Source organism: Acrocarpospora pleiomorpha, assembly GCF_009687885.1.
Taxonomy (GTDB): domain Bacteria; phylum Actinomycetota; class Actinomycetes; order Streptosporangiales; family Streptosporangiaceae; genus Acrocarpospora; species Acrocarpospora pleiomorpha.
This window is the reverse complement of record NZ_BLAF01000014.1, coordinates 36,426-57,758: the sequence shown is the minus strand read 5'-3', so window position 1 is coordinate 57,758 and position 21,333 is coordinate 36,426. Positions and strand designations below refer to the sequence as shown.

Here is a 21,333-nt window from a genome sequence, read left to right as displayed (position 1 = left end):
TCGGACTGGGCGGGGGCCTGTTCGAAATCTCGCAGTTCAACCCGCAAAGTCAGAAGGCACGAGCACCATGGCACTTAATTCATCCGTATCATCCGCAGACATATCTCGCCGGAATCTCCTCAAGTTCGCCGGAATCGGCGGGCTGGCCCTCGCCGGCCTGCCCGCGCTGGCCGCGTGCGGCGCGGAGAGCGAGACGGCCGCCGGCGCCGACCTGCTGATGAACCACCTCATCGCGAACGTGGAGGCATTCGAATCCACCGACCGCGCCTTCAAGCTGGCGGTCCAGGCCCTCCAGGACTCCGCCTCGTTCACCTCGCACGACGGGGACATGCAGAAGGCGTTCGCGCAGGAGCTCCAGTTCCCCTCCCTGGGGGTCAAGGGGGTGCACTCGTACCTGGTCGCCGACGCCGCCCTGGACCGCTACACCAAGGTCCTCGCCGACGCGAAGATCGCGCACAGCAACCTGTCGAACCGGCTGCCCTGGTTCGCGCCCAGCGACCCGAAGTTCAACGGCTACTTCATCGGCAACGTCGGCGGCCCCTTCGCCGAGGAGGCGTACCTGGTCACGAAGGTGCTGCTCGAGCGGGGTGGCGGCAAGGGCGAGGCGATCCTGCTGGGCGGTCCCAAGGGCGGCCTGTCGGAGACGGCGCGCCGGTTCGGCGTGAACCGTGCCCTGGCCGAGTTCCCCGAGGTCAAGGTGGTCGCCAACGCGTACACGGACTGGGACCCGAAGAAGGCCGAGTCGGAGCTGGCGGCGCTGCTTCCGGCGCACCCGAAGGTGAAGTACGTGATCGCGTTCAACGACGGCGTCGCGCTGGGCGCGCTCGCGGCCCTGAACGCCGCCAGGAACACCACGGCGCTGGTCATCGGCATGGACGGCGACCCGGCCTTCCTCGAGCGCATGCAGAAGGAGGAGCGGATCGTGGCGACCTCGGCCGGGCTCATCGCCTTCTCCGGCGTTCTGGCCGCGGTCCGGCTGTACGACTTCCTGAACGGCGTCAAATTCCACCCGCTCGAGGTGTTCATCGACACCGATTCCATCATCGTGGACACGCCGGAGGCGGCCGCCGAGCTGCTCAACATCACCGGCCCCGACGCTCCGCTGCTGTGGGACGCGACCAAGATGTCGCGGCACCTGCAGGGCGACAAGTGGATCCTGCCGCACCGCTGCCTCGTCTCGGACCCGACGGATTTCGCCTGGGGCGACAAGCCCGGCACCAACCCGACGCCCCGTCCCGCCGGTTTCGAATGGCCGGCCGCCTACCAGACGGCGCTCGCGAACGGCGAGATCGACGTGGTGAACACGGACTGGGAGAAGCGGTTCGTGGATCCGTACCTGGCGGTGCGGGCCAAGGCCACGACCAAAGACGGTGCGCTCGGCACGTTCAAGCGCATCGGCCTCATCTGACAAGGAGCGTCATGCGACGACTTGCTGGGAAGACCGCCCTGGTGACGGGCGCCGCCCACGGCCAGGGCCGGGCACACTGCGTGCGCCTGGCCTCGGAGGGCGCGGACATTATCGCGATCGACCTGTGCGCGCAGGCGCTCAACGTCGCCTACCCGCTGGGGTCGTGGGAAGCGCTCCAGGAGACGGCGCGACAGGTCGAGGAGCTGGGGCGGCGCTGCTTCATCGCCAAGGCGGACATCCGCGACCGGGCAGCGCTCGACCAGGTCGTCTCCGACACCGCGGCCGAGTTCCCGCGCCTGGACATCCTGGTCGCGAACGCGGGCATGGGGTCCTACGGGCGGGTGCTCGAGACGCCCGCCGAGGTGTGGGAGCAGGTCGTGGCCGTGAACATGACCGGCACCTTCCACACAATCCAGGCGTTCACCCCACGTATTCTCGAAGGCGGCAACGGCGGCTCCATCATCATCATCAGCTCGGTGTCGGGCATCAAGGGGCTTCCGTTCACCGGCGCCTACGCCGCGTCCAAGCACGGACTGCAAGGACTGGCGGCCGTGCTCGCGCAGGAACTGGCCGAGCACGGCATCCGGGTGAACACGGTCAACCCGGGACCGGTGGCCACCCCGCTCACCAGCGACGAGACCGGTCCGGCGCTGCTCGCCGGAGATCATCCGGACACCCTGCTGTTCAAGGGTTCCTTCTCGCCGCTGCTCCCGCTGCCGGGCGGTTTCCTGGCGGCCGAGGAGATCAGCGCCACCGTGGCCTGGCTGGCCTCCGATGACTCCAGGTACGTCACCGGTCTCGCCGTGCCGGTCGACGCGGGCGTCATGGCCCGTTGACCGTACAGAACCGAATGGAAGTGCTCCAATGTCGAAGATCGCTCCAAGGCTGGCGGCGTACGCCGGCAAATATCAGCGCATCAGGCTCGAACGCGACGACGCGGGTGTCCTGCTGGTCACCCTGCACACCGACGGCGACTCCCTGATCTGGGACACCACCGCCCACGACGAGCTGGCGTACTGCTTCGCCGACATCGCGTGTGACCCGGAGAACCGCGTCGTCGTGCTGACCGGCGCGGGCGAGGCGTTCTGCGACGCCATCGACTTCACCAGCTTCACCCTCAACACCCCCGGAGACTGGGACAACTCCGTGTTCGAGGGCCAGCGCCTCCTCAACAACCTGCTCGGCATCCGGGTCCCGGTGATCGCCGCCGTCAACGGTCCCGCGTCCGTGCATTCGGAGATCCCGATCCTCTCCGACATCGTCCTGGCCTCGGACACGACGTACTTCCAGGACGCCCCGCACTTTCCCGGCGGGATCGTGCCCGGCGACGGGATCCACACCGCCTGGCTGTACGCGCTGGGACCGAAGCGGGGGAAGTACTTCCTGCTCACCGGGCAGAAGCTCACGGCCCGTGAGGCCAAGGACGCCGGCGCGGTCGACGAAGTGCTCGCTCCCGATCAGGTGCTGCCCCGCGCCCTGGAACTCGCGCACGGGATGGCCCAGAAGCACACCCTCACCCTCCGCTACACGCGCGAGGTGCTGACGCGGGAGCTGAAAGGCCTGATGCACGACCAGATCGGTTACGGCCTGGCCCACGAGGCCCTGGCCGCGCTGGACATGTGACCGGTCATGACAGCGGACGCACTGCCCCCGCCCGTCCTTGAGGCTCGCGGCGTGACGATGGCCTTCCCCGGGGTCAAGGCACTCACCGAGGTGTCACTGACGGTCGGCGCGGGTGACGTGATCGGGCTGGTCGGCGAGAACGGCGCCGGGAAGTCGACCCTCCTCAGCATCCTCTCCGGGTCGTTGCGGCCCGATGCGGGGGAGATCGTGGCCCGCGGCCATACCCTCCACCTGCACGATTACGCGCAGGCCAACGAGGCGGGCATCTTCCGGGCGCATCAGGACCAGGGCCTCATCGACAACCTGACGGTCGCGGCGAACCTCTACCTGGGGCACGAACGCCGCTTCTCCCGCGGCGGGCTGCTCCAGCACCGGAAGTTGCTCGCCGCCGCGCGCCGGCAGATCCGGGCCGACACGATGCTGGCCGGCCGGGTCAGCGAGACCGACCAGGTCGGCGAGCTGCCGCTCGACGTCCGGCAGCTGGTGGAGATCGCCCGGGCGTTCGCCGTCGCCGAGCTCCTCGAGGTGAGCCGGCCCGTCGTCCTGCTCGACGAGACCACCGCCTCGCTCAACCAGGACGAGGTGACCGAGCTCTTCGCGCACGTTCGCGCCCGCCGCGACCGCGCCTCCTTCGTCTTCGTCAGCCACCGGCTCGACGAGATCCTGGATCTCTGCGACCGCGTCTACGTGCTCAAGGACGGCGTCGTCGTCGCCGAGCGCGAGGTCAGCCAGACCAGCGAGGCGGAGCTGCACCGGCTCATGGTGGGGCGGGAACGTGAGGAGAACCACTACCTGGAGGACCGCAGGCGCACGGAGTTCGGCCCGGTCCGGCTCAAGGTCGGGAACCTCAGCTCCGGTGCCGAGTTCCACGACGTCTCCCTCGAGGTACGCGAGGGAGAGATTCTGGCCGTGGGCGGCATCACCGGCTGCGGGAAGTCGCATCTCGCGCGGGCGATCGCCGGTGACGTGCGCGCGTCGGGGATCGTCGAGGTCGACGGGCAGCGGCTGCCGAACCATCGGCCGGCCGCGCGCCGGGGACGGCTCGCCTTCGGGCCGCTCGACCGGCATGCCGAGGGAGTGAGCCTGCTCCAGAGCATCCGGTGGAACATGACGTGGTCGAGCCTGCGGGACCACAGCCGCGGCCCCTTCCTGAGCCCGCGCCGGGAGAAACGGGCGGTCGCGGCGGGAATGGCCAGATATCGGGTCGCGGCGCCGTCGATGGACACCCGGGTCGGCGCGCTGAGCGGCGGCAACCAGCAGAAGGTCATGTTGGCCAGGCTCGCCGGTTCCGGCGCCCGGGTGCTGGTTCTCGACAACCCCACCAGGGGGGTCGACGTCGGCGCCCGCCAGGAGATCTACGGCCATCTGCGCGACCTGGCGGACGCCGGGTTCTCGATCCTGCTGGTCAGCGACGATCTGCGCGAGCTGATCGGCATGGGCGACCGGGTGGCGGTGATGCGGGACGGCCGGGTCGTCCGCGAATGGGCGGAATCCACGGGGCTCACCGAAGAACAAATCATTGTGGGGATGGTCTAGCGATGCCGGAGCAAGTGATGGAGAAGCCGGCCGCCCCGGTCGCGAGGCGGTCCGGGAGCAGGCCGGGGAAGAGCGGGTTCGGCGTCTGGGTGCCGCGGCTGCTGCCGTACGCGCTGCTCGTGGGTCTGGTGGTGTACTTCACCGCGCGCAGCGCCCTGTTCCTCACCCCGGACAACGTCCTGATCATCCTGAGGTCGTCGTCGGTGCTGGCCGTGATCGCCTTCGCCGCCACCTTGGTGATCATCGCCGGCAGCATCGACCTGTCCGTGGGCGGTATCGCCGCGCTCACCGGGACGATCGCCGCGTATCTCACCGTGGAAGGACATCCTGGTGCGATCTGGGTGGCGCTTCCCATCGGGCTGGTCTGCGGCCTCCTCAACGGGGCGCTCGTCGCCTACGCGAAGCTCCCGTCCTTCCTGACGACGCTGGGCGTGCTGTTCATCCTGAACGGGATCGCCTTGCGGGTCACCGGCGGCGCCTCGCAGCTGATGGACAACGAGCCGCTCGACGAGCTGGTCAACGGGGCGACCTTGCTGAACATCCCCAACATCATCTGGTGGGCCGTGCTGGTGGGCGTGCTGGTGTCCGTCCTGGCGTACCGTACGCCTTTCGGCCGGTACGTCTACGCGATCGGGGGCAACGAGCGGGTCGCGCGCCTGTCGGGCCTGAAGGTCGAACGCACCAAGCTGCTGCTGTTCGGGCTCTCCTGGTTGCTGTCCGGGGTCGGCGGCCTGATGCTCATCGGCCAAGGCAGCGGCTCCTCCCCGGGCATGGGGGACTCGTTCCTGCTGAACGCGATCGCCGCGGTCGTCATGGGCGGCACCGCGCTCAACGGCGGCAGCGGCGGGCCGCTGCGCACCATCGTCGGCGTTCTGACGCTGGGCATCGTGACCAACGGCATGACCCTCACCCAGGTGGATCCGAACTACCAGACGGTGATCTTCGGGGTCATCGTGCTGCTGGCCGTGATCGTCACCGTCCGCCGGGCCGAGACCGGAGTGGTCAAGTAGCCCTCATATGAACTCGTATGAAGGAGAGGAAGCCATGACAAGCGTACGTTTCGACAACCGGGTGGCACTGGTCACCGGTGCGGGCGGCGGGATCGGCCGGGCGCACGCCCTCGCTCTGGCCGAACGGGGAGCGAGGGTGGTGGTCAACGATTACGGGGTCTCCCTCAAGGGCGACCAGGAGCAGGACGACCGTGCCCAGTCGGTCGTCAACGAGATCAAGGCGCTCGGCGGCGAAGCCGTGGCCAACCGCGACAGCGTGGCCGACCCCGAGGGCGCGGCCGCGATGGTGACGCAGGCACTCGACACGTTCGGGCGGATCGACATCATCGTCAACAACGCCGGGATCAACGCCTCGGACGCCATTCAGGACGAGCCCGGCCCGGCCTACGAGCGGCACATGGCGGTGCACCTCGAAGGCCAGCTGCTCACGGTCCGAGCCGCCTGGCCGCACATGGAGCGTCAGCGGTACGGCCGGATCGTGAACACGAGTTCCGCCGCGGCTCTCGGGTTCGTTCAGCCGAACGGCACCTGGTTCGGGTCGTACGCCATTGCCAAGGGCGGCGTCCTCGCGGCGACCAGGCAGCAAGCCGGGGCGGGCGCGGGTCACAACATCAAGGCCAACGCCATCCTGCCGCTGGCCATCAGCCGCATGGTGGCTCCGTCGATCCCCGGGACGACCGTGCTCGACTACATGGAGCGCCACACCGGTCCAGCGCATGTCGCGCTCGCGGCGGCCGTTCTCGCCTCCGAGCTGTGCCCCGTGTCCGGACAGGCATTCAGCCTCAGCGGGGGCCGCGTGGCGCTACTCGTCTACGCGTCCCCGCTGGGCTACGCGAACCCGGACCTGACACCGGAAAGCGTGCTGGAGAACTGGGACCAGGTCATGGGCGAGTCGGATGAGGAGCACCGTCTGCTGAACTTCTACGAGGCCGTGGACAACGCCTTCGAGTACACGCTCATGCAGCGGGCGGGTATCGGAGCGGAGGTGGAACTGTGATCCGCCACATCGCGGTGATCAAGCTCAAGCCCGGATGTACCCCGGAGCAGGAGCAGACCTTCATCGACATGGTCGAGGACCTGGTCCACCACGTGGACGAGATCGTGTCGATGAGCGTCGGACGGAGCATCGGCCTCGACGGTTCGCCCACCGGCGCGGTGGCCCTGGCCGCGGATTTCGCGAACCTGGCCGACCTGAACACCTACCTGACGCATCCACGCCACCTGGCGGTGTCCGCCTACGTGGCGGAGATCAAGGAAACGGCGATGGGCGCCGACTTCGAGATCGAGCGATTGGAGCAGGCGTGACACCCGACAACCCCGTGCCCACGTGGCCCTTCACCCGCGAAGATGCGCTCCTGCCGCCGCCGGAGTTCGACGAACTGCGGGCGAGGTGCCCGATCACCCAGGTCGAGATGTGGGATGGCTCGCGCTCCTGGCTCGCGACCCGTGCCGACGATATGCGCGCCATCCTGCGCAACCCGGTGATGTCAGCGGATTCGAGCCTGGCGGGCTATCCCAACTCCAGCGCGAACCACGCGGCCTCCCGTGGCGGGCAGAAGGGCTTCATCCGGATGGACGCGCCCGAGCACGACGTGCAGCGCCGGATGCTCACCACGAAGTTCTCCATCCCCAAGGTGGCGAAGCTGCGGGAGTTCGTCGAGCGGCTGGTCGACGAGCTGCTCGACCGGATGGAGGCGCGTGGGGGACCGGTCGACCTGCTCGAGGCGCTGGCGGCGCCGCTGCCGTCGATGGCCATCTGCGAGATCATGGGCCTTCCCCCGCAGGACGCGCCGTTCCTGCTGGGGCGGGTCAACCAGTGGATGGATCTGAACAGCGATCCCGAGCGGTCGGCCGCCGCCGCGGCGGAGCTGTCCCGCTATCTCGACGACCTGATCACCGAGCGCCTCGAGTACCGGGGCGAGGATCTGGTGAGCCAGCTTCTCACCGAGCAGTTCGAGCCTGGGCACATCTCCCGGCTCGACCTGGTGGGCATGCTGAACCTGCTCATCGTGGGCGGGTTCGACACCACCGCCAACATGATCGGTCTGGGCACCGTGCTGCTGCTGCGGCACCCGGACCAGATGGCGGACCTGCGGGAGAACCCGGAGCTGATGCCGGGCGCGATCGAGGAGATGCTGCGCTATCTGAGCGTGGCGCACCATGTGGCTTCGCGCGTGCCCAAGGAGGACGTCGAGATCCGCGGCGTCTGCATCCATGCCGGTGAGGGCGTGATGGCGCCGATTCCCGCGGCCAATCACGATCCTGGCGTCTTCGCGGAGCCCAGTCGGTTCGACATCCGCCGTGATGCTCGCAGTCACGTCGCGTTCGGGTTCGGGATTCATCAGTGTCTCGGGCAGAACCTGGCTCGGCTGGAGCTTCAGGTCGTCTTCACCAAGCTGCTGTCCCGTTTCCCCACGCTGCGGCTCGCCGTGCCCGAGAACGAGCTGGACTTCCGTAACTCGATGATCTACGGGGTGAGCGCCCTCCCGGTCGCCTGGTCCTTGGAGAGAGACTCATGACCACGATCGAAATCTTCCAGGAGCGCTGTATCGGCGCGGGTAACTGCGTCGAGGTGGCCGCGAAGTACTTCGACCTCGACGAGGACGGCCTTGTGGTCGCCCGGCGCGACGAGGTGGAGGCCGGCGACGAGGAACAGGCGGAGCGCGCCGCCGAGATCTGCCCTGCCGTGGCCATCGTGCTTCACCAGACAGCCGGTTGATCGTGATGAGAAGGGGTGCCATGGAGAGCACGCGGGGAGCCCTGTCCGGGCTGAAGGTCGTCGAGTTCGCGCACGTGATCGCGGGCCCGCTGGCCGGCGCGTTGCTGGCCGATCTCGGCGCCGAGGTGGTGCATGTGGAGGATCCGGGCGTCGGCGACCCGCAGCGTAGTGCCGGTCCCGCCAAGGACGGTACGCATCTGTGGTGGAAGGTGGCGGGGCGGAACAAGCGGTCCGTCACTCTTGATCTGAGAACCGGCGAGGGTCGTGAGGTCGCCCGCGAGCTGGCTGCCTGGGCCGATGTCGTGATCACGAACTTCCGGGTTTCCACGCTCGAGAAGTGGGGGCTCGACTACGAGGCTCTGCGGGAGGTGAACCCCAAGGTCGTTCTGCTCCAGGTGACCGGATACGGGGCCACGTCGGGCAAGCGTAACCAGCCGGGGTTCGGCAAGGTCGGGGAGGCGATGAGCGGCGTCGTCAATATCACCGGATTTCCGGACAACGCTCCCGTGCATACCGGGTTCTCGCATGGTGACTCCGTGACCGGGCTGATGGGCGCGTTCGCGATCCAGGCGGCCCTGTACCGGAAGGCCACCGATCCTGATTTCGCGGGTGAATGGATTGACCTGGCGTTGTACGAGAGCCTGTTCCGCCTGATCGAGTGGCAGATCGTCTTCTACGATCAGCTTGGTGAGGTGCCGAGCCGGGCGGGGAACCGGTTGGCGGCCGCTCCGGCGGCGGTGATCAACACGTTCCGGACCAGCGATGATCGCTGGATCACCGTGACGTCTGGGACGCCCCGGTCGGTCAGTAATGTCGCGGCGTTGGTCGGCGAACCGGCTGAGGACTATCTGACCCGGGCCGATCAGCTCAAGCGCAACGCGCGGCTTGACTCCCTGGTGCGGGCGTGGATCGCCGAACGGCCGCTTGAGGCGTGCATGCAGGCGATGCGGGAGTGTGAGGTGGTGGCCTCCCCGATCTACACCGTGGAGGACATCCTTGCCGACGAGACGTACGCCGAGAACGGAAATGTCGTGACATTGGATGATCCGGATCTGGGGCGGGTGCGGATGCAGGGGGTTGTCCCGCGGCTCACCAATCATCCGGGCAGCGTGCGGCACACGGCTCCCGCTCTGGGGGCGGACAATGACCACGTCTACCGGGAGTATCTCGGGATGAGCAGCGATCGCATCGAGGAGCTGCGCTCGTCCGGAACCATCTGAGAATGGGTCAGCGCCACTGGGCGCGTAGGCCGGGCCGGTCGTCCGGGTGGGCGATGCCGATGAGAGCGCGGGCTCGTTCGTCGGCGCTGCGTCCCCGGAAGTCGGCCGTCCCGTGTTCGGTCACCACGAAGTCCACATCGCTCCCCGAGGTCGTGACCGTGTGTCCGGCGGGAAGGTACCCGACGATCCGTGATACTCCAGACCGCGAGCGGGCGGGGAGCGCCAGCACGGCCGCGCCGCCGGAGTTCGCGTGCGCGGCCCGCATGAAGTCCGTCTGCCCGCCGCCGTTCGCCACCCGGCTGCCGTTCACGTGCTCGGCGTTGACCTGCCCGGCCAGGTCGATCTCGAAGGCGGAGTTGATCGCCCAGAGGGAGTCCAGCTCGCGCAGGCGCAGCGGATCGTGCGTCTCGGTCACCGGTCTCAGCAGCACGTCCGCACCCCATCCCCGGGGATCGCCGCCGAGGATGCCCGTCGCCACATGCCTGCCTCGGTCGCGCCCCTTGCGGCTGCCGGTGACGGCTCCGCTGGCGAGAAGCGCCTGCAGCTCACCGGGCAGGATCCCCGAGTGAATGCCGAGGTGGGATTTGCCCGACAGCGCGTGGATGACGGCGTTGGGGATCATGCCCAGCCCGAGCTGCAGCGTCGCCCCATCGGGGACCAGCGCCGCGACATGATCGGCGATCAGTCGCTGCACGGCGTCGGGTTGGGCGCTCGGCCGGGGGGCGACGAGCGGAGCCGCCGCGATCACCTGAGCGGCTCTCCGGAGGGGTACGCCCCCGGCTCCTGGATACGGGAAGGCATGCCGTGCCACTTCGAAGCCGACCCGTGCTCGCGTGGCGAGGGCGGCGTCGCTGAAACCGATCATGTCGCCGTGCGTGACGTGATCCGGATCCGTGGTGAGTCCCACCCGCTCGACGAAGATGTCGAAACCGAGGTCACCGCTGCGAATCAGCCGGTCGAAGTCCCAGAGGGAATTGGGGATGAAGTCGGCATGCCGGGCAAGCCGGCGGGGGACTCCGCCGCCGACGGTGACCAGCCGCAGCGTTCCGGCGGTGACGTCGGGCATCGCGTCATCGTCGATGAAGGCCCACGCTCCGGAGAGGTCGGCGATCAGCAGAGTGAGCCGCCGCCGCGACGTCCGGGCCTCCCGGATGAGCGCGGTGACCAGGCTCTCCGGCAGCTGGGGCGACATGGCCGCCAGCACCACGGGCTCGGCGAGCCCGGACATGAGCTCCCGGGCCGCGTCGCCGGGGGAGATCGTCATTGTCATCGTTGTGCCTCAGGGGTTGCGAAAATCTTAACTTATGAACAGAATCATAAGTATGAATTTCGGGGCAAGGGAAGGGGCGGTGGACGTCACCGAGCGCCTGCGGGCAGCGCGATCTCTCCTGTTCGTGCCCGCGGATGATCGGCGTAAGGTGGCGCGGGCCTGGACGAGCGGCGCCGACGCGGTCGTGCTGGACCTTGAAGACGCGGTCGCGCCGGCCCGCAAGCAGGCGGGCCGGCAGCTGGTGAGCGAGGTTCTCCCGGCCACCGGCCCGCTCCGGATCGTCCGGGTCAACGGTACGGACACGCCATGGGCCGCCGAAGATCTGCGCATGCTGGACGGCATGTCCGTGGACGCGGTCATGCTGCCAAAGGCGTCACCGGAGTCGTTGTCCGCTGTGGGGGACGAAGGTCCTCCCGTCATCGCGCTGGTCGAGACCGCGGCCGGGCTGCGCCGGGCGTACGAGATCGCCTCCCACGCTCGGGTCGTCGCGCTGGCTCTGGGTGGCGCCGATCTGGGCGCCGAACTGAGCTGGGCCGAGGACGCGGCGGCGGAGGAGCTCCTGCACGCTAGATCGGTGCTGGTGGTGGACTCGGCGGCAGCCGGGATACGCGCGCCGTTCGACGTCGTGCATCTCGCGGTCGGCGACCCGGAGGGCGCCCGCGTCGAGGCGGAGCGGGCCCGGCGGCTCGGCCTGGGGGGAAAGCTCTGCGTTCACCCGCGCCAGGTCCCGGTGGTCAACACCGTTTTCGCGCCGTCCCAGCGGGAGCGGGAGTGGGCGGCTCGGGTGGTTCGCGCCCTCGATGAGGCCCTGGAACTCGGATCGGCGGTCGCCGTGGTCGACGGCAAACTCGTCGACGCGCCCGTCGCGCGCCGGGCTCGCGCCACGCTCCGGGCCGCCGAGGCGCATTCGGCCAGCTCCGTGACAACATCGAAAGAGGCGCAATGCAACTGACAGTCGAGCAACGGGACATCCTCGCTCTGGTTCGTGACTTCGTGGACGCCGAGGTCGCCCCGTACGCGTCGGAGTTCGACCACCGGGACGAGTTCCCTGAGGAGATGGTGGAAAAGCTCAAGGAGATGGGCCTGTTCGGCATCACGATCCCTGAGGAGTACGGCGGGCTTGGGCAGGATCTGCTGACGTACGCCCTGGTCGTGAAGGAGCTGTCGCGCGGCTGGATCAGCCTCTCCGGCGTGGTGAACACCCACTTCATGGCGGCTTGGATGATCGAGCATTTCGGCACCGAGGAGCAGCGCGGCACATACCTGCCGAGGATGGCCACGGGCGAGCTCCGGTCGGCGTACTCCATGACCGAGCCGCACGCGGGGTCCGACGTGCAGGCGATCCGCACCCAGGCGGTGCTCGACGGCGACTCCTACGTCGTCAACGGGCAGAAGATGTGGGTCACCAACGGCCTGCGCGCGGGCATGGTCATGCTGCTGGCCGTCACGAACCCGGCGGCGGAACCGCGCCACCGCGGGATGACCGCGTTCATCATCGAGAAAGAGCCGGGGGCGCACGAGCAGCCCGGTCTCACGGTCCCGCCCCAGCTCCAGAAGCTCGGCTACAAGGGCGTCGAGTCGACCGAGCTCGTCTTCCAGGACTTCCGGACCCCGGCGACGTCGGTTCTCGGTGGCGCGGACGGAGTCGGACGCGGCTTCAAGTACTTCATGTCGGCAGTAGAGCTGGGGCGGGTCAATGTGGCCGCCCGGGCACTGGGACTCGCGACCGCGGCGTTCGAGGCCGCGATCAGGTACGCGCAGCAGCGGGAGACCTTCGGACAGCCGATCAGCGACCACCAGGCCATCCAGATTAAGCTTGCCCAGATGGGCACAAAGATCCGGGCCGCGGAGCTGATGGTGGTGGACGCCGCCCGGCTGAAGGCGAGCGGAGTCCGCGCGGATCTTGAGGCCGGCATGGCGAAGTTGTTCGCCACCGAGGTCGCCCAGGAGGCGACCCTGGAGGCGATGCGTATCCACGGCGGGTACGGCTACTCGAAGGAGTTCGTGGTCGAACGCCTTTACCGCGACTCGCCGCTCCTTATCCTTGGCGAGGGGACGAACGAGATACAGCAGTTGCTTATCGCGCGCCGCCTCATCGAACAGCACAAGGTGTGACGCATGGATCACGAAGTCGAAAGCCGGGACGTACCCATGAGTGCCGATGAGGCCGCAGTCTCACGAGTCATGCCTATGGGGTTCCTGACCACGACGCAGGGCCAGCTGTCCCGTCCCGTGAAAACGTCCGAGCGCATCGCCGCCGCGCTCGTGGAAGACGTGATCCGCGAGGGTCTCCAGCCGGGTGACCGCCTCCCGAACGAAGCGGCGATGGTCGAGCGCTTCCGGGTCGGCAAGGGCTCGCTCCGCGAAGCCCTGCGAATCCTGGAGGTCTACGGCCTCATCAGCCTGAAGTCGGGGCCCGGTGGTGGGCCCATCGTGCAGGCCGTGGATCCGCGCGAGGTCGGGCGGACCTTCTCGCTCTACCTGAGCCTCCGCGGCGCCACCATCACCGAGCTCATCGAGACGCGCATGTTCATCGAGCCGATGGTGGCACGCCTGGGAGCCCAGAATCGCGACCCGCGGGCGCTCAAACGGCTGGAGAAGGCCCTCGAGGTGGAGGCGGCCGTCTCGGAAGGGGACAACCGGTACGTCCAGGCGGCCAACGACTTCCACTACGTGGTGGCCAGCATGACGGGCAACAGCGTGTTCGACCTGGTGGCGACCGCGCTGAAGGAGCTGTACACGACGAAGGTCGTGGAGGCCGGGATCACGGCCACGACGGTTCAGAAGACCATCTGCGCGGAGCACCGGGAGATCGGCAAGGCCATCCTCGACGGCGAGGCCGACGAGGCGGAACGGCTGATGCGCGAGCACATGGCCTTCTACTTGGGCCGGCTGAAGGACACCAATCCGGCCTTCACGGCGTTGCGGATCTCCTGGGGTTGATCCCTTTCGGGGTCAGCCGCACGGCTGACCCCTTGCCTTTTCAGGCTGGAAGGGTCATCGCCCCTGTCTTGGCCGTGGGGAAATAATCCTGGCCGTAGCCGCTCTCCCGGCTGGGCAGCATGACCGACCTGTCCCAGGACAGCACCTCGTCCCCGTCCTGGTTCAGGCCGCGTGTGCTCATGGAGACGATGCCGAAGCCGGGGCGGGACGCGCTGGCGCGGGTGCCGGTGCAGATGCTCTCCGCGTACAGGGTGTCGCCCACATAGACCGGGTGTTTGAGCCTCAGGTCGGTCATCCCGAGGTTGGCGACGGCGTTCTGGCTCATGTCGATGACCGACAGGCCGAGCACGAGGGCGATGGTGAATCCCGAATTGACCAGGATGCGCCCGCCGGACACGGGGTTCTGCCGCGCGAGGTCCGCGTTGAAGTGGTACTGGTTGGTGTTGCACGTGAGCAGCGTGAACCACGCGCAGTCGGCTTCACTGATCGTGCGCCCGAACGGATGCTGGAAGACATCACCGGCAACGAAGTCCTCGAAGAACCGCCCGAGCTCCGCCTTGTGAACCGTCATGGATCGAGCCCTCCTTATTCATGCGTATCATACGCTCAATGCGGATAAATTATCATCCCGACGATGCGCCGGGCGAGCTCTGCCATACTCGCCACCCGTGAAGGACAAACCGGAAGGCGTAGACGAAACTCACCTGGCCGCCGTGCTGGCCGACGTCTGGGGGTTCGACATCCGCGGCCTGAGACATCTCCCGCTCGGGGCCGGAAGCCATCACTGGTCCGCCATCGAAACCTCCGGCCGAACCCGCTTCGTCACCGTTGACGACCTCGGCGATGACCCGTCCCGGGAGATCGCCTTCGGCGAGCTCGAACAGGCTCTCGCCACCGCGCGAACCCTCGGGCGGGACCTCGACTTCGTCGTCGCCCCCATCCCCACCCGAATCGGCACGCCCCTCTGGCGGCTCAACCCCCGGTACGCCGTCTCGGTGTTTCCCACCATCGACGGCGAATCCGGCGACTTCGGGGCCCACCCCCCGCAAGACCACCCCGAGGTGATGGCGCTGCTCGCCGCACTCCACCAGGCCACTCCGGTCGTCGCGGCGACCGCCCCGCACGCCGACCTCGCCCTGCCAGGCAGGGACCACCTCCATGACGCGTTGAACAACCTCGGCCACGCCTGGACAGGCGGCCCCTACTCCGAACCGGCGCGCCGGCTGCTGACCACCCACGCGTCCCTCATCGAACGTCAACTCAACGAGTTCGACCAGCTGGCCGCTGAGGTACGGCACCGCTCCCAGGTCATCACCCACGGCGAACCCCACCCGGGCAACTTCATCCGCACCCGTACCGGCCTGAAACTCATCGACTGGGAGACCGCGCGCCTCGCCCCGCCCGAACGCGACCTGTGGATGCTCGTGGACTCCGGCACCCTCGACGCGTACACGCGAATCACCGGCCATGCCGCCGACCCGGCGGGACTGTCCTACTACCGCCTCCGCTGGCGGCTGGCCGACATCGCCATCTACGCGCGCGAACTCCGCGGGCCCCACCAGGCCACGCAGGACATCACCGACTCGTGGACCTACCTCAACAGCTACTTCTGACGCGCGTCCGCGCGGCTCGCGGGTTAGCCTCGATATGGCGGCGTGTCCGGCATTCTCGTGGAGCAGAGATGCAACTCATCGACATCGCGAGGTCATACGCGGAAGCCGACAAGGAGGACGCTGAGGCGACGACAACGATCCGGCTTCACCATTACCTCGAGGCCTGCATGGTCGAAGACACCCGCGCCCGGAGGATGCTGACGGAGACCGGATTCACGATCCCCGAACGCCCCAGGCCGGAACCGCTCGGTGACGGCGGCTTCCGGCTCGACCCGGACCTCAACCACGCCATCGGCTGGGCGCGAGGCATGCGAGCCGGCCTCGGGGGCGACGCGGACTGGAGCCTGTGCTTCCTCGTGGGCGGTCTCGCCGGAACCGGCTCCTTCGACAGGTGGCTGCGTCGCCGGGGCGTGGACTTGGACGCCCTGTGTCGCAGCCTGTCCGAAGAACTCGGCGAGGCCGCGGCCGTATGCGGCACAAGACCCAGATACTCCCTGGATCCCCCCATCCGTCTCCCCAAGCCGGAAGCCGAGGCCCTGATGCGCGACCTGCGCTCCCGCGGCCTGAAATTCATGATGAACTACAAGGACGACGGCACGATAATCATCATCCCCGAGGAAGATCCTGCCCCGGGAATGTCGGTGCCGTGAGGCAGGATGGGTGACCGTCTGATCGCCGTCATGACGGGAGCCCGTGGTGCCGCTCACCAACCAGCAGGTCGCGGATCGTGCCTTCCTCAAGGGGATGTATGCCGATGGCTACTATCCCGACGAGGTCGTCGACAAGGCCAGGGAGATCCTGCTGAGGTTATGTGAGCGCATCGAGGCCCAGCGCCCCGCCGATCTGACCGCTCTCTACGTCCTCACCCACGCGGCGACCTGCGAGTTCAACGACCTTCAGGACGACTTCTGGGAAGCCGGCAGCGAGATCGAGACCGTCGCGCGGGAGTTGATCGCCGAGGAGTTCTGGTTCGTGGCCGACGCCTACGGGTTCGCGGACGCGGACGCCGAAGAGCTGATCGGCACCCGGGACTGGTGACGACACGGCGAACACCGTGCGGCTACCCGGTGGTCTTCAACGGGACCGGCAGGCCCTGCCGCGCCTCCAGGACCGCGCGTGTGCCCAGCGGTTGGGCCAGGTCGACGGTGGCGGTGCGCAGTGCGCCGACGGCCGTGCATATTTCGTCGCCCGCGTGCGGGTGTGCGATGACGATGACGGCGACCGCGTTGGCCGACTCGACGGCCTCGGCGCTGTAGTCGGCGCCGCACGGCTGGCTTCCCGGGTGCGGGGAGCCGACGAAGTTGGCGGTCAGCTGCCCGCCGTGCATGGTCGCCGACTCGATTGACACGCCGCCGGGCTCGTTGCCGAGATCCCAGGAAAGGGGCGTGACCTTGACGGCGGACGAAGGGGGGACCGGCACGCGGGTCAGGCGTACCGCCGTTCCCTTCAGGGTGTACTCCCAGGCGGGCGCGGTTGCCGGGCCGCGAGTGGTCTGGATCCGCGTGGTGGTCAGGCGCGCGCCGGTGACCTCAAGCGGCACGCACTCGGGGCAGTCCCTGCCGCCCGCCGTCAGCTGCTTGAGCGTTTCTCCGGCGGAGAGTAAGGGGATCGCCTGGGACGCCCCGTTCTCCCAGACCACCTCTCCCGTTGACCGCGGTGCGGTGGGCAGCGCCGCGGCGGCGAGGACACGGCCGTACAGCAACGCCAGCTTGCCGTTCTCATTCGTGGACTCCCAGTTGCCGAGCTGGCCGGTCAGGTCCCCGACCGGGACGAAGTCCTTCTGCCCGGCGTCGAGGACCGCCTTGTCATACCGGGCCAGGGCGTCGCGTGCCAGTTGGCGCAGCTGGTCCAGATCGTCCCTGCTCGTGCCGCTCCCAGCCGTGCCGCAGCCGCCGAGCATGGCCACCACCGCGATCCAGAGCACCCCGCGCCGTCGAGCCATGCCCTGTTGACGCGCGCCGGCCCCGAGGGGTTCACGGACGGGTCGCGGCCCAGGCGGCGCGCAGGAGCGTCCGAAGGTTGATCAGATCGGACGCGGGAATGGCGCGCATCGCGAACAGGTAGACGCGGCGGGCGAGCTTGGGATCGCGATGAGCCGCCTTGTTGATCAGTTTCTGCACCGGGTTCGTGGGCCGGGCCAGGGCGTCCTGCCGGCTGAACCGGTCATGTTCCACGATGAAGCCGAGCATCTTGCGATAGGCGGTGATGCCTTCATTGAGGTCCCTGCCGTCGAGCAGAGCCGGAGCCGTCGACTCCACCAGCCACTCGGCGGCGCGGAACGCCCAGCCGCAGCCGACGGCCGGGGTGGGATCGCCGGTGATGGCCGCGTCCCCCACCAGCACGAGCCCGGGCTTCGGGGCCGGATCGCGTTTCACGCACGGGTAGTCGTTCGTACCGATCACCTTGGAGACCCGCTCCGCCGAGGACAGGTCCGGCCCGTCTGGAAGGGACGCCATGAATCGCTCCAGCGCGCCGGCCCGGTCGGACTGGAAGTCGGCGAGCCTGGCCTTGGCCGGGAACGCCACCAGCATGTGAAGGTCATCGTCGGTCCGGACGAGGATGCCGACGTCCGGGTCCAGCGACCAGATCTGGCTTGCAGCCGGGCCACGCGGGACAACCCCGCGATAGTATGCCCACAGGCCGAAACGCTCGTTGGGCGCCACGTCCTCGGCGACTCCCGCGACCTGTGCCACCGGCGACCTGTGCCCGTCCGCGCCGACGACGAGCCGCGCCGGGATCTCCTCGTCACCCACGCGCACACCGGTGACGTGCCCGCCGGATTCCAGCAGCCCGGTCACCGTACGCCCCAGCAAAAGATCGACACCGGGTGTGCCGGCCGCGAGCGTCCGCAGGAGGGGGTCCAGTTTCTCCCTTCGCAGGCTGATGCACTCGGGCAGACCGGGTTCCGGCACGGCCCACCCGGCCGGGGTCCAGCGCGCGACGTCGCCCACGGCCGCGCCCTCGTCGACCATCGCCTCCCAGAGGCCGGTACGCCGCAACATCGGCTGCGTCCCGCCGAGCACGAAGTGCCCGCACAGCGCCTTGTGCGTGGAGATGTTGTGGTGCTTCTCGATGATCGCGACGCGCAGGCCGGCTCTGCCGTACAGGATCGCGGCGGTGCACCCCGCCACACCCGCGCCCACGATTACCACGTCGTATGTCATGGGACCACCGTGCGGCACAGCGGAATCCATCACATCGGTAGTGGATTACTGCATTCTCGGCGTACGGCATGCGCAGTACCCTGCGGCCATGAGCTCCTGGCCACTGGTGGGGCGCGCGGGCGAACTCGATCGCATCGTGGCCGCGATGACCGGACACGCCGGAAACGTCGTGGTCAGCGGCCCGGCCGGGATCGGCAAGAGCCGGCTGCTCTCCGAAGCACGGTCCAGAGCCGAAGCCGGGGGAGCGGGGGTGAACTGGGTTTTCGCCACGCCGGGCGGGATCCCGCTGCTGCCTTTCGCGCACCTGCTGCCCGCGCGGGTCGCCGATGGCGAACTCACGCGCACGCTGACGGCGGCGGCCGCCCACATCGCCGGGTCGGGCGCGCTGGTGATCGACGACGCGCACCTGCTCGATCCGGCGTCGGCCGCCCTGGCGCGGCACCTGGTCGAAGGCGCCGCGGTTCCCGTCGTGCTGGCCGTACGAGGGGAAGGGACCGCGGGGTGGTGGCGGGACCTTGAGCGGATAGCCCTGGAAGGGCTGACCGAGAGCGATACGGCCCAGTTGCTCTCGACCGCGCTCGGCGGTCAGGTGGAGTCGACGCTGCCCGCCCATCTGCTGCGGCTGAGCGGGGGAAATCCGCTTCTGCTTCGCGAGCTCGTGGACGCCGCGACCTTCACCGAGATGAACGGCGTCTGGCGGCTGCTCCAGCCGATCTTCGAGGACACGAACCTGCCCGCGACCATCGCCGCCCGGCTTGACCGGCTCGCTCCCGCCGTACGGGCCGCGGCGGAGCTCGTGGCGCTTGCCGAACCGGTCGGCGCGGCCATCCTGGAACGCCTCATCGCCCCCGAGGTGATCGCCGAACTCGAGTCGGAGCGGCTGCTGACCGCCCCTCCCGACCGGCGGCGACACCTCGTCGCGCTCATCCATCCCCTGTACGGCGAGGCGTTGCGCGCGACCCTTCCTCCGCTGCGGGCCCGCGACCACCGCAGAAGGCTCGCCGACGCGGTGGAGGCCGCGGGAGCGCGCCGACGGCGGGACAGGGTCAGGATCGCGGTGTGGCGAGTCGAGGCGGGCGTGGCCGCCGACCCCGCGCTGCTTCGCGAAGCGGCCAGGGAGGCGTCCGAGGCACTGGACCACCAGCTTGCCGGACGCCTGCTCCAGGCCGCGGTCGACGCCGACGGATCATTCGAGTCGCGGCTGGCCCTCGTCGCCGAACTGCCCTACCTCGGAGAGGCCACGCGCGCCCTCGAACTGGCCCGGACACTCGAGGCGGATGCGCAGGACGACGCGTCGCGGGCCCAGGCGCTCTCGGCGCTGGCGCGCGTCCACCTGATCCGCGGCGAGATCACCGAGGCGCGGAACACACTGGCGTTCGCCGCGGAGACCACGGCCGATCCACAGGTCAGGCTCCGGCTGGAGATCAGCCGGGCTTCCCTGGCGTTCGCGGTCGGGTACATCGAGGAGTCGGTGGAGCTCGCGGATCGTATCCTCCAGCGGCACCCGGCGGATCGTGAGGTGCTCGCCGCGCTCGCGGTCACGCAGGTACGCGCGCTCGCGTGCGCCGGCCGGACCCAGGATGCCATCGAACTCGCCCATATCGCGCTGGACGGCATCGACGGGCCGCGTGCCGAGCTCATCCGCATGGCTCTACTCCAAGCGCTGGCTCTCGACGGCCAGATCGCGAAGGCGATCGAACTCGGTCAGTCCGCCCTGGCAGCGGAGGCGACGGGAACCGCCGCGACCTGGCGCGCCTACTGGGCGCACGATCTCGGCCAGGTATTCCTGCTCTCCGGCCGACCGGCCACCGCCCGGCGCTGGCTGCGGGAGGCCCTGGCCGTGATGCCGATCCAGGGCATCGCGGCGAGCCCGCAGATGTGGGGTCTGGACGCGCTGAGCGAGGCGGAGTCCCTGCTCGGCGACGCGTACCGGGCAGTCCAGGCCATGGAGCGGCTGCGGGCGGGCCTTCCCGGCGGGTTCGCGGCCCCGCGCCGGAGCGGCTCGGTCTGGACCCGGTACGCCGAGGGAGATCTCACGGCCGCCGTGAACCTCGCCCTCAAACAGGGCGCGGAGCTGGAACAGGCCGGGTCACTGCTGATGGCCTCCTGGGTGCTGCACGACGCCGCGCGACTGGGCGCCGCCGCGACGGTCGCCGACGACCTGCGGCGCCTCGCCGCATCCGGCCAGAGCGCTCTCCAGGCGCTCATGGCCAGAAACGCCGCCGCCCTGTCCCGCCGCGACGCGGCCGCTCTCGACGAGATATCCCGCGAGGCCGCCGCGACCGGCTGCGTGCTGTGGGCCGCCGAGGCGGCGGCCACCGCGAGCCAGATCCATCGCACCGAAGGCCGCCTCGGATCGGCACTGGCGTCATCGGCCCGGCTCGAAGACCTGTCCCCAGCATGTGAGGGCGCCCGCACCCCAGGCCTCACCTCGCCCCCCGCGATCCTCACCCGCAGGGAACACGAGGTAGCCGGATTCGCCTCTCGCGGACTCTCCGACCGCGAGATCGCCGAACGCCTGCACCTTTCCGTACGAACCGTCCACAGCCACCTACACCGGGTCTACCGCAAGCTGAACATAGAGGACCGGACCCAGCTTCCCGGCATACTCGCACCCTGAGCTGGAATGCGCCCGCCAAACTCACTCCGTGACCACGCCAGCCCCAGCAACTGTCCGCGCTGCTGGGGCTCCATCCGGCCCAGCCGAAGAAGGCGAAGCCCGCCGACGAAATGAACTCTCTTCTGATGAGCCCCCACCGCATCTTCACCCGCCATGCCATATCCCAGTTTTGGTATGTGTCATGTGGTAGTAAAGATCTCCGTCGAT

Annotated in this window: 21 protein-coding genes; 17 read left to right on the top strand and 4 right to left on the bottom strand. The window is 68.8% G+C overall.

The features are described 5' to 3' along the window. Positions 1–67 precede the first annotated feature (67 nt). From Aple_RS14300 to Aple_RS14255, 10 genes are read left to right on the top strand one after another with little or no spacing between them, the layout of a single operon-like run. Entirely contained in the window at positions 68–1,408 is a 1,341-nt protein-coding gene (locus Aple_RS14300) for a sugar ABC transporter substrate-binding protein (protein ID WP_155345062.1), read from the top strand. An 11-nt stretch (positions 1,409–1,419) separates the two neighbouring features. Then, positions 1,420–2,244, top strand: coding sequence for a mycofactocin-coupled SDR family oxidoreductase (locus Aple_RS14295; RefSeq protein WP_155345061.1), 825 nt, complete (start codon positions 1,420–1,422; stop codon positions 2,242–2,244). A 28-nt stretch (positions 2,245–2,272) separates the two neighbouring features. Next, entirely contained in the window at positions 2,273–3,031 is a 759-nt protein-coding gene (locus Aple_RS14290; protein ID WP_155345060.1) for an enoyl-CoA hydratase/isomerase family protein, read from the top strand. Positions 3,032–3,037: 6 nt separating this feature from the next. After that, entirely contained in the window at positions 3,038–4,567 is a 1,530-nt protein-coding gene (locus tag Aple_RS14285) for a sugar ABC transporter ATP-binding protein (RefSeq protein ID WP_155345059.1), read from the top strand. 2 nt (positions 4,568–4,569) lie between these two features. Continuing rightward, positions 4,570–5,577 (top strand): ABC transporter permease, encoded by a 1,008-nt coding sequence (locus tag Aple_RS14280; protein ID WP_170321463.1) that lies wholly within the window; start codon positions 4,570–4,572, stop codon positions 5,575–5,577. A 34-nt stretch (positions 5,578–5,611) separates the two neighbouring features. Next, complete coding sequence (locus Aple_RS14275; protein WP_170321462.1) at positions 5,612–6,574, top strand: SDR family NAD(P)-dependent oxidoreductase; 963 nt, start codon at positions 5,612–5,614, stop codon at positions 6,572–6,574. Further along, the gene (locus tag Aple_RS14270) at positions 6,571–6,882 is read left to right on the top strand and encodes a Dabb family protein (RefSeq protein ID WP_155345056.1); all 312 of its coding nucleotides are present in this window, start codon (positions 6,571–6,573) and stop codon (positions 6,880–6,882) included. Before Aple_RS14275 ends, Aple_RS14270 begins: the two co-directional genes overlap by 4 nt. Then, complete coding sequence (locus tag Aple_RS14265; protein ID WP_155345055.1) at positions 6,879–8,096, top strand: cytochrome P450; 1,218 nt, start codon at positions 6,879–6,881, stop codon at positions 8,094–8,096. Before Aple_RS14270 ends, Aple_RS14265 begins: the two co-directional genes overlap by 4 nt. After that, positions 8,093–8,296: a ferredoxin gene (locus Aple_RS14260; protein ID WP_155345054.1), complete on the top strand. Its 204-nt coding sequence runs from the start codon at positions 8,093–8,095 to the stop codon at positions 8,294–8,296. The genes Aple_RS14265 and Aple_RS14260 overlap by 4 nt, the downstream gene beginning before the upstream one ends. A 20-nt stretch (positions 8,297–8,316) precedes the next feature. Then, complete coding sequence (locus Aple_RS14255) at positions 8,317–9,516, top strand: CaiB/BaiF CoA transferase family protein (protein WP_155345053.1); 1,200 nt, start codon at positions 8,317–8,319, stop codon at positions 9,514–9,516. A 7-nt stretch (positions 9,517–9,523) separates the two neighbouring features. Here Aple_RS14255 and Aple_RS14250 read toward each other — a convergent pair whose 3' ends face one another. Beyond that, complete coding sequence (locus tag Aple_RS14250; RefSeq protein WP_155345052.1) at positions 9,524–10,786, bottom strand: acetyl-CoA hydrolase/transferase C-terminal domain-containing protein; 1,263 nt, start codon at positions 10,784–10,786, stop codon at positions 9,524–9,526. Between the two features lie 52 nt (positions 10,787–10,838). Here Aple_RS14250 and Aple_RS14245 point away from each other — a divergent pair, with 52 nt between their 5' ends. The 3 genes from Aple_RS14245 to Aple_RS14235 all read left to right on the top strand — a co-directional run bounded on the left by Aple_RS14245 (position 10,839) and on the right by Aple_RS14235 (position 13,729). Beyond that, positions 10,839–11,738 (top strand): HpcH/HpaI aldolase/citrate lyase family protein, encoded by a 900-nt coding sequence (locus tag Aple_RS14245; protein WP_170321461.1) that lies wholly within the window; start codon positions 10,839–10,841, stop codon positions 11,736–11,738. Next, complete coding sequence (locus Aple_RS14240) at positions 11,729–12,901, top strand: acyl-CoA dehydrogenase family protein (RefSeq protein WP_155345050.1); 1,173 nt, start codon at positions 11,729–11,731, stop codon at positions 12,899–12,901. The genes Aple_RS14245 and Aple_RS14240 overlap by 10 nt, the downstream gene beginning before the upstream one ends. A gap of 69 nt (positions 12,902–12,970) precedes the next feature. Beyond that, complete coding sequence (locus Aple_RS14235) at positions 12,971–13,729, top strand: FadR/GntR family transcriptional regulator (protein ID WP_218038325.1); 759 nt, start codon at positions 12,971–12,973, stop codon at positions 13,727–13,729. A gap of 40 nt (positions 13,730–13,769) precedes the next feature. Here the strand turns inward: Aple_RS14235 and Aple_RS14230 are convergent, their stop codons facing one another. Next, a complete protein-coding gene (locus Aple_RS14230; RefSeq protein WP_155345048.1) occupies positions 13,770–14,300 on the bottom strand; it encodes a MaoC family dehydratase in 531 nt (176 codons plus the stop codon). Positions 14,301–14,397: 97 nt separating this feature from the next. On the opposite strand from Aple_RS14230, the gene Aple_RS14225 reads away from it, so the two are divergent. The 3 genes from Aple_RS14225 (at position 14,398) to Aple_RS14215 (ending at position 16,380) form a co-directional block, all read left to right on the top strand. Further along, positions 14,398–15,342, top strand: a complete 945-nt coding sequence (locus Aple_RS14225; RefSeq protein ID WP_246264462.1) for a phosphotransferase — start codon at positions 14,398–14,400, stop codon at positions 15,340–15,342. A 68-nt stretch (positions 15,343–15,410) separates the two neighbouring features. Then, positions 15,411–15,992, top strand: coding sequence for a hypothetical protein (locus Aple_RS14220; protein WP_155345046.1), 582 nt, complete (start codon positions 15,411–15,413; stop codon positions 15,990–15,992). 46 nt (positions 15,993–16,038) lie between these two features. Then, positions 16,039–16,380: a DUF5713 family protein gene (locus tag Aple_RS14215; RefSeq protein ID WP_155345045.1), complete on the top strand. Its 342-nt coding sequence runs from the start codon at positions 16,039–16,041 to the stop codon at positions 16,378–16,380. 22 nt (positions 16,381–16,402) lie between these two features. Here Aple_RS14215 and Aple_RS14210 read toward each other — a convergent pair whose 3' ends face one another. Continuing rightward, on the bottom strand, positions 16,403–17,284 hold the full coding sequence (locus Aple_RS14210) for a hypothetical protein (RefSeq protein ID WP_155345044.1): 882 nt from the start codon (positions 17,282–17,284) through the stop codon (positions 16,403–16,405). Positions 17,285–17,315: 31 nt separating this feature from the next. After that, positions 17,316–18,506, bottom strand: a complete 1,191-nt coding sequence (locus Aple_RS14205; RefSeq protein ID WP_170321459.1) for an NAD(P)/FAD-dependent oxidoreductase — start codon at positions 18,504–18,506, stop codon at positions 17,316–17,318. An 88-nt stretch (positions 18,507–18,594) separates the two neighbouring features. On the opposite strand from Aple_RS14205, the gene Aple_RS14200 reads away from it, so the two are divergent. Next, positions 18,595–21,126: a helix-turn-helix transcriptional regulator gene (locus Aple_RS14200; protein WP_155345042.1), complete on the top strand. Its 2,532-nt coding sequence runs from the start codon at positions 18,595–18,597 to the stop codon at positions 21,124–21,126. The last annotated feature ends 207 nt before the right edge of the window (positions 21,127–21,333 follow it).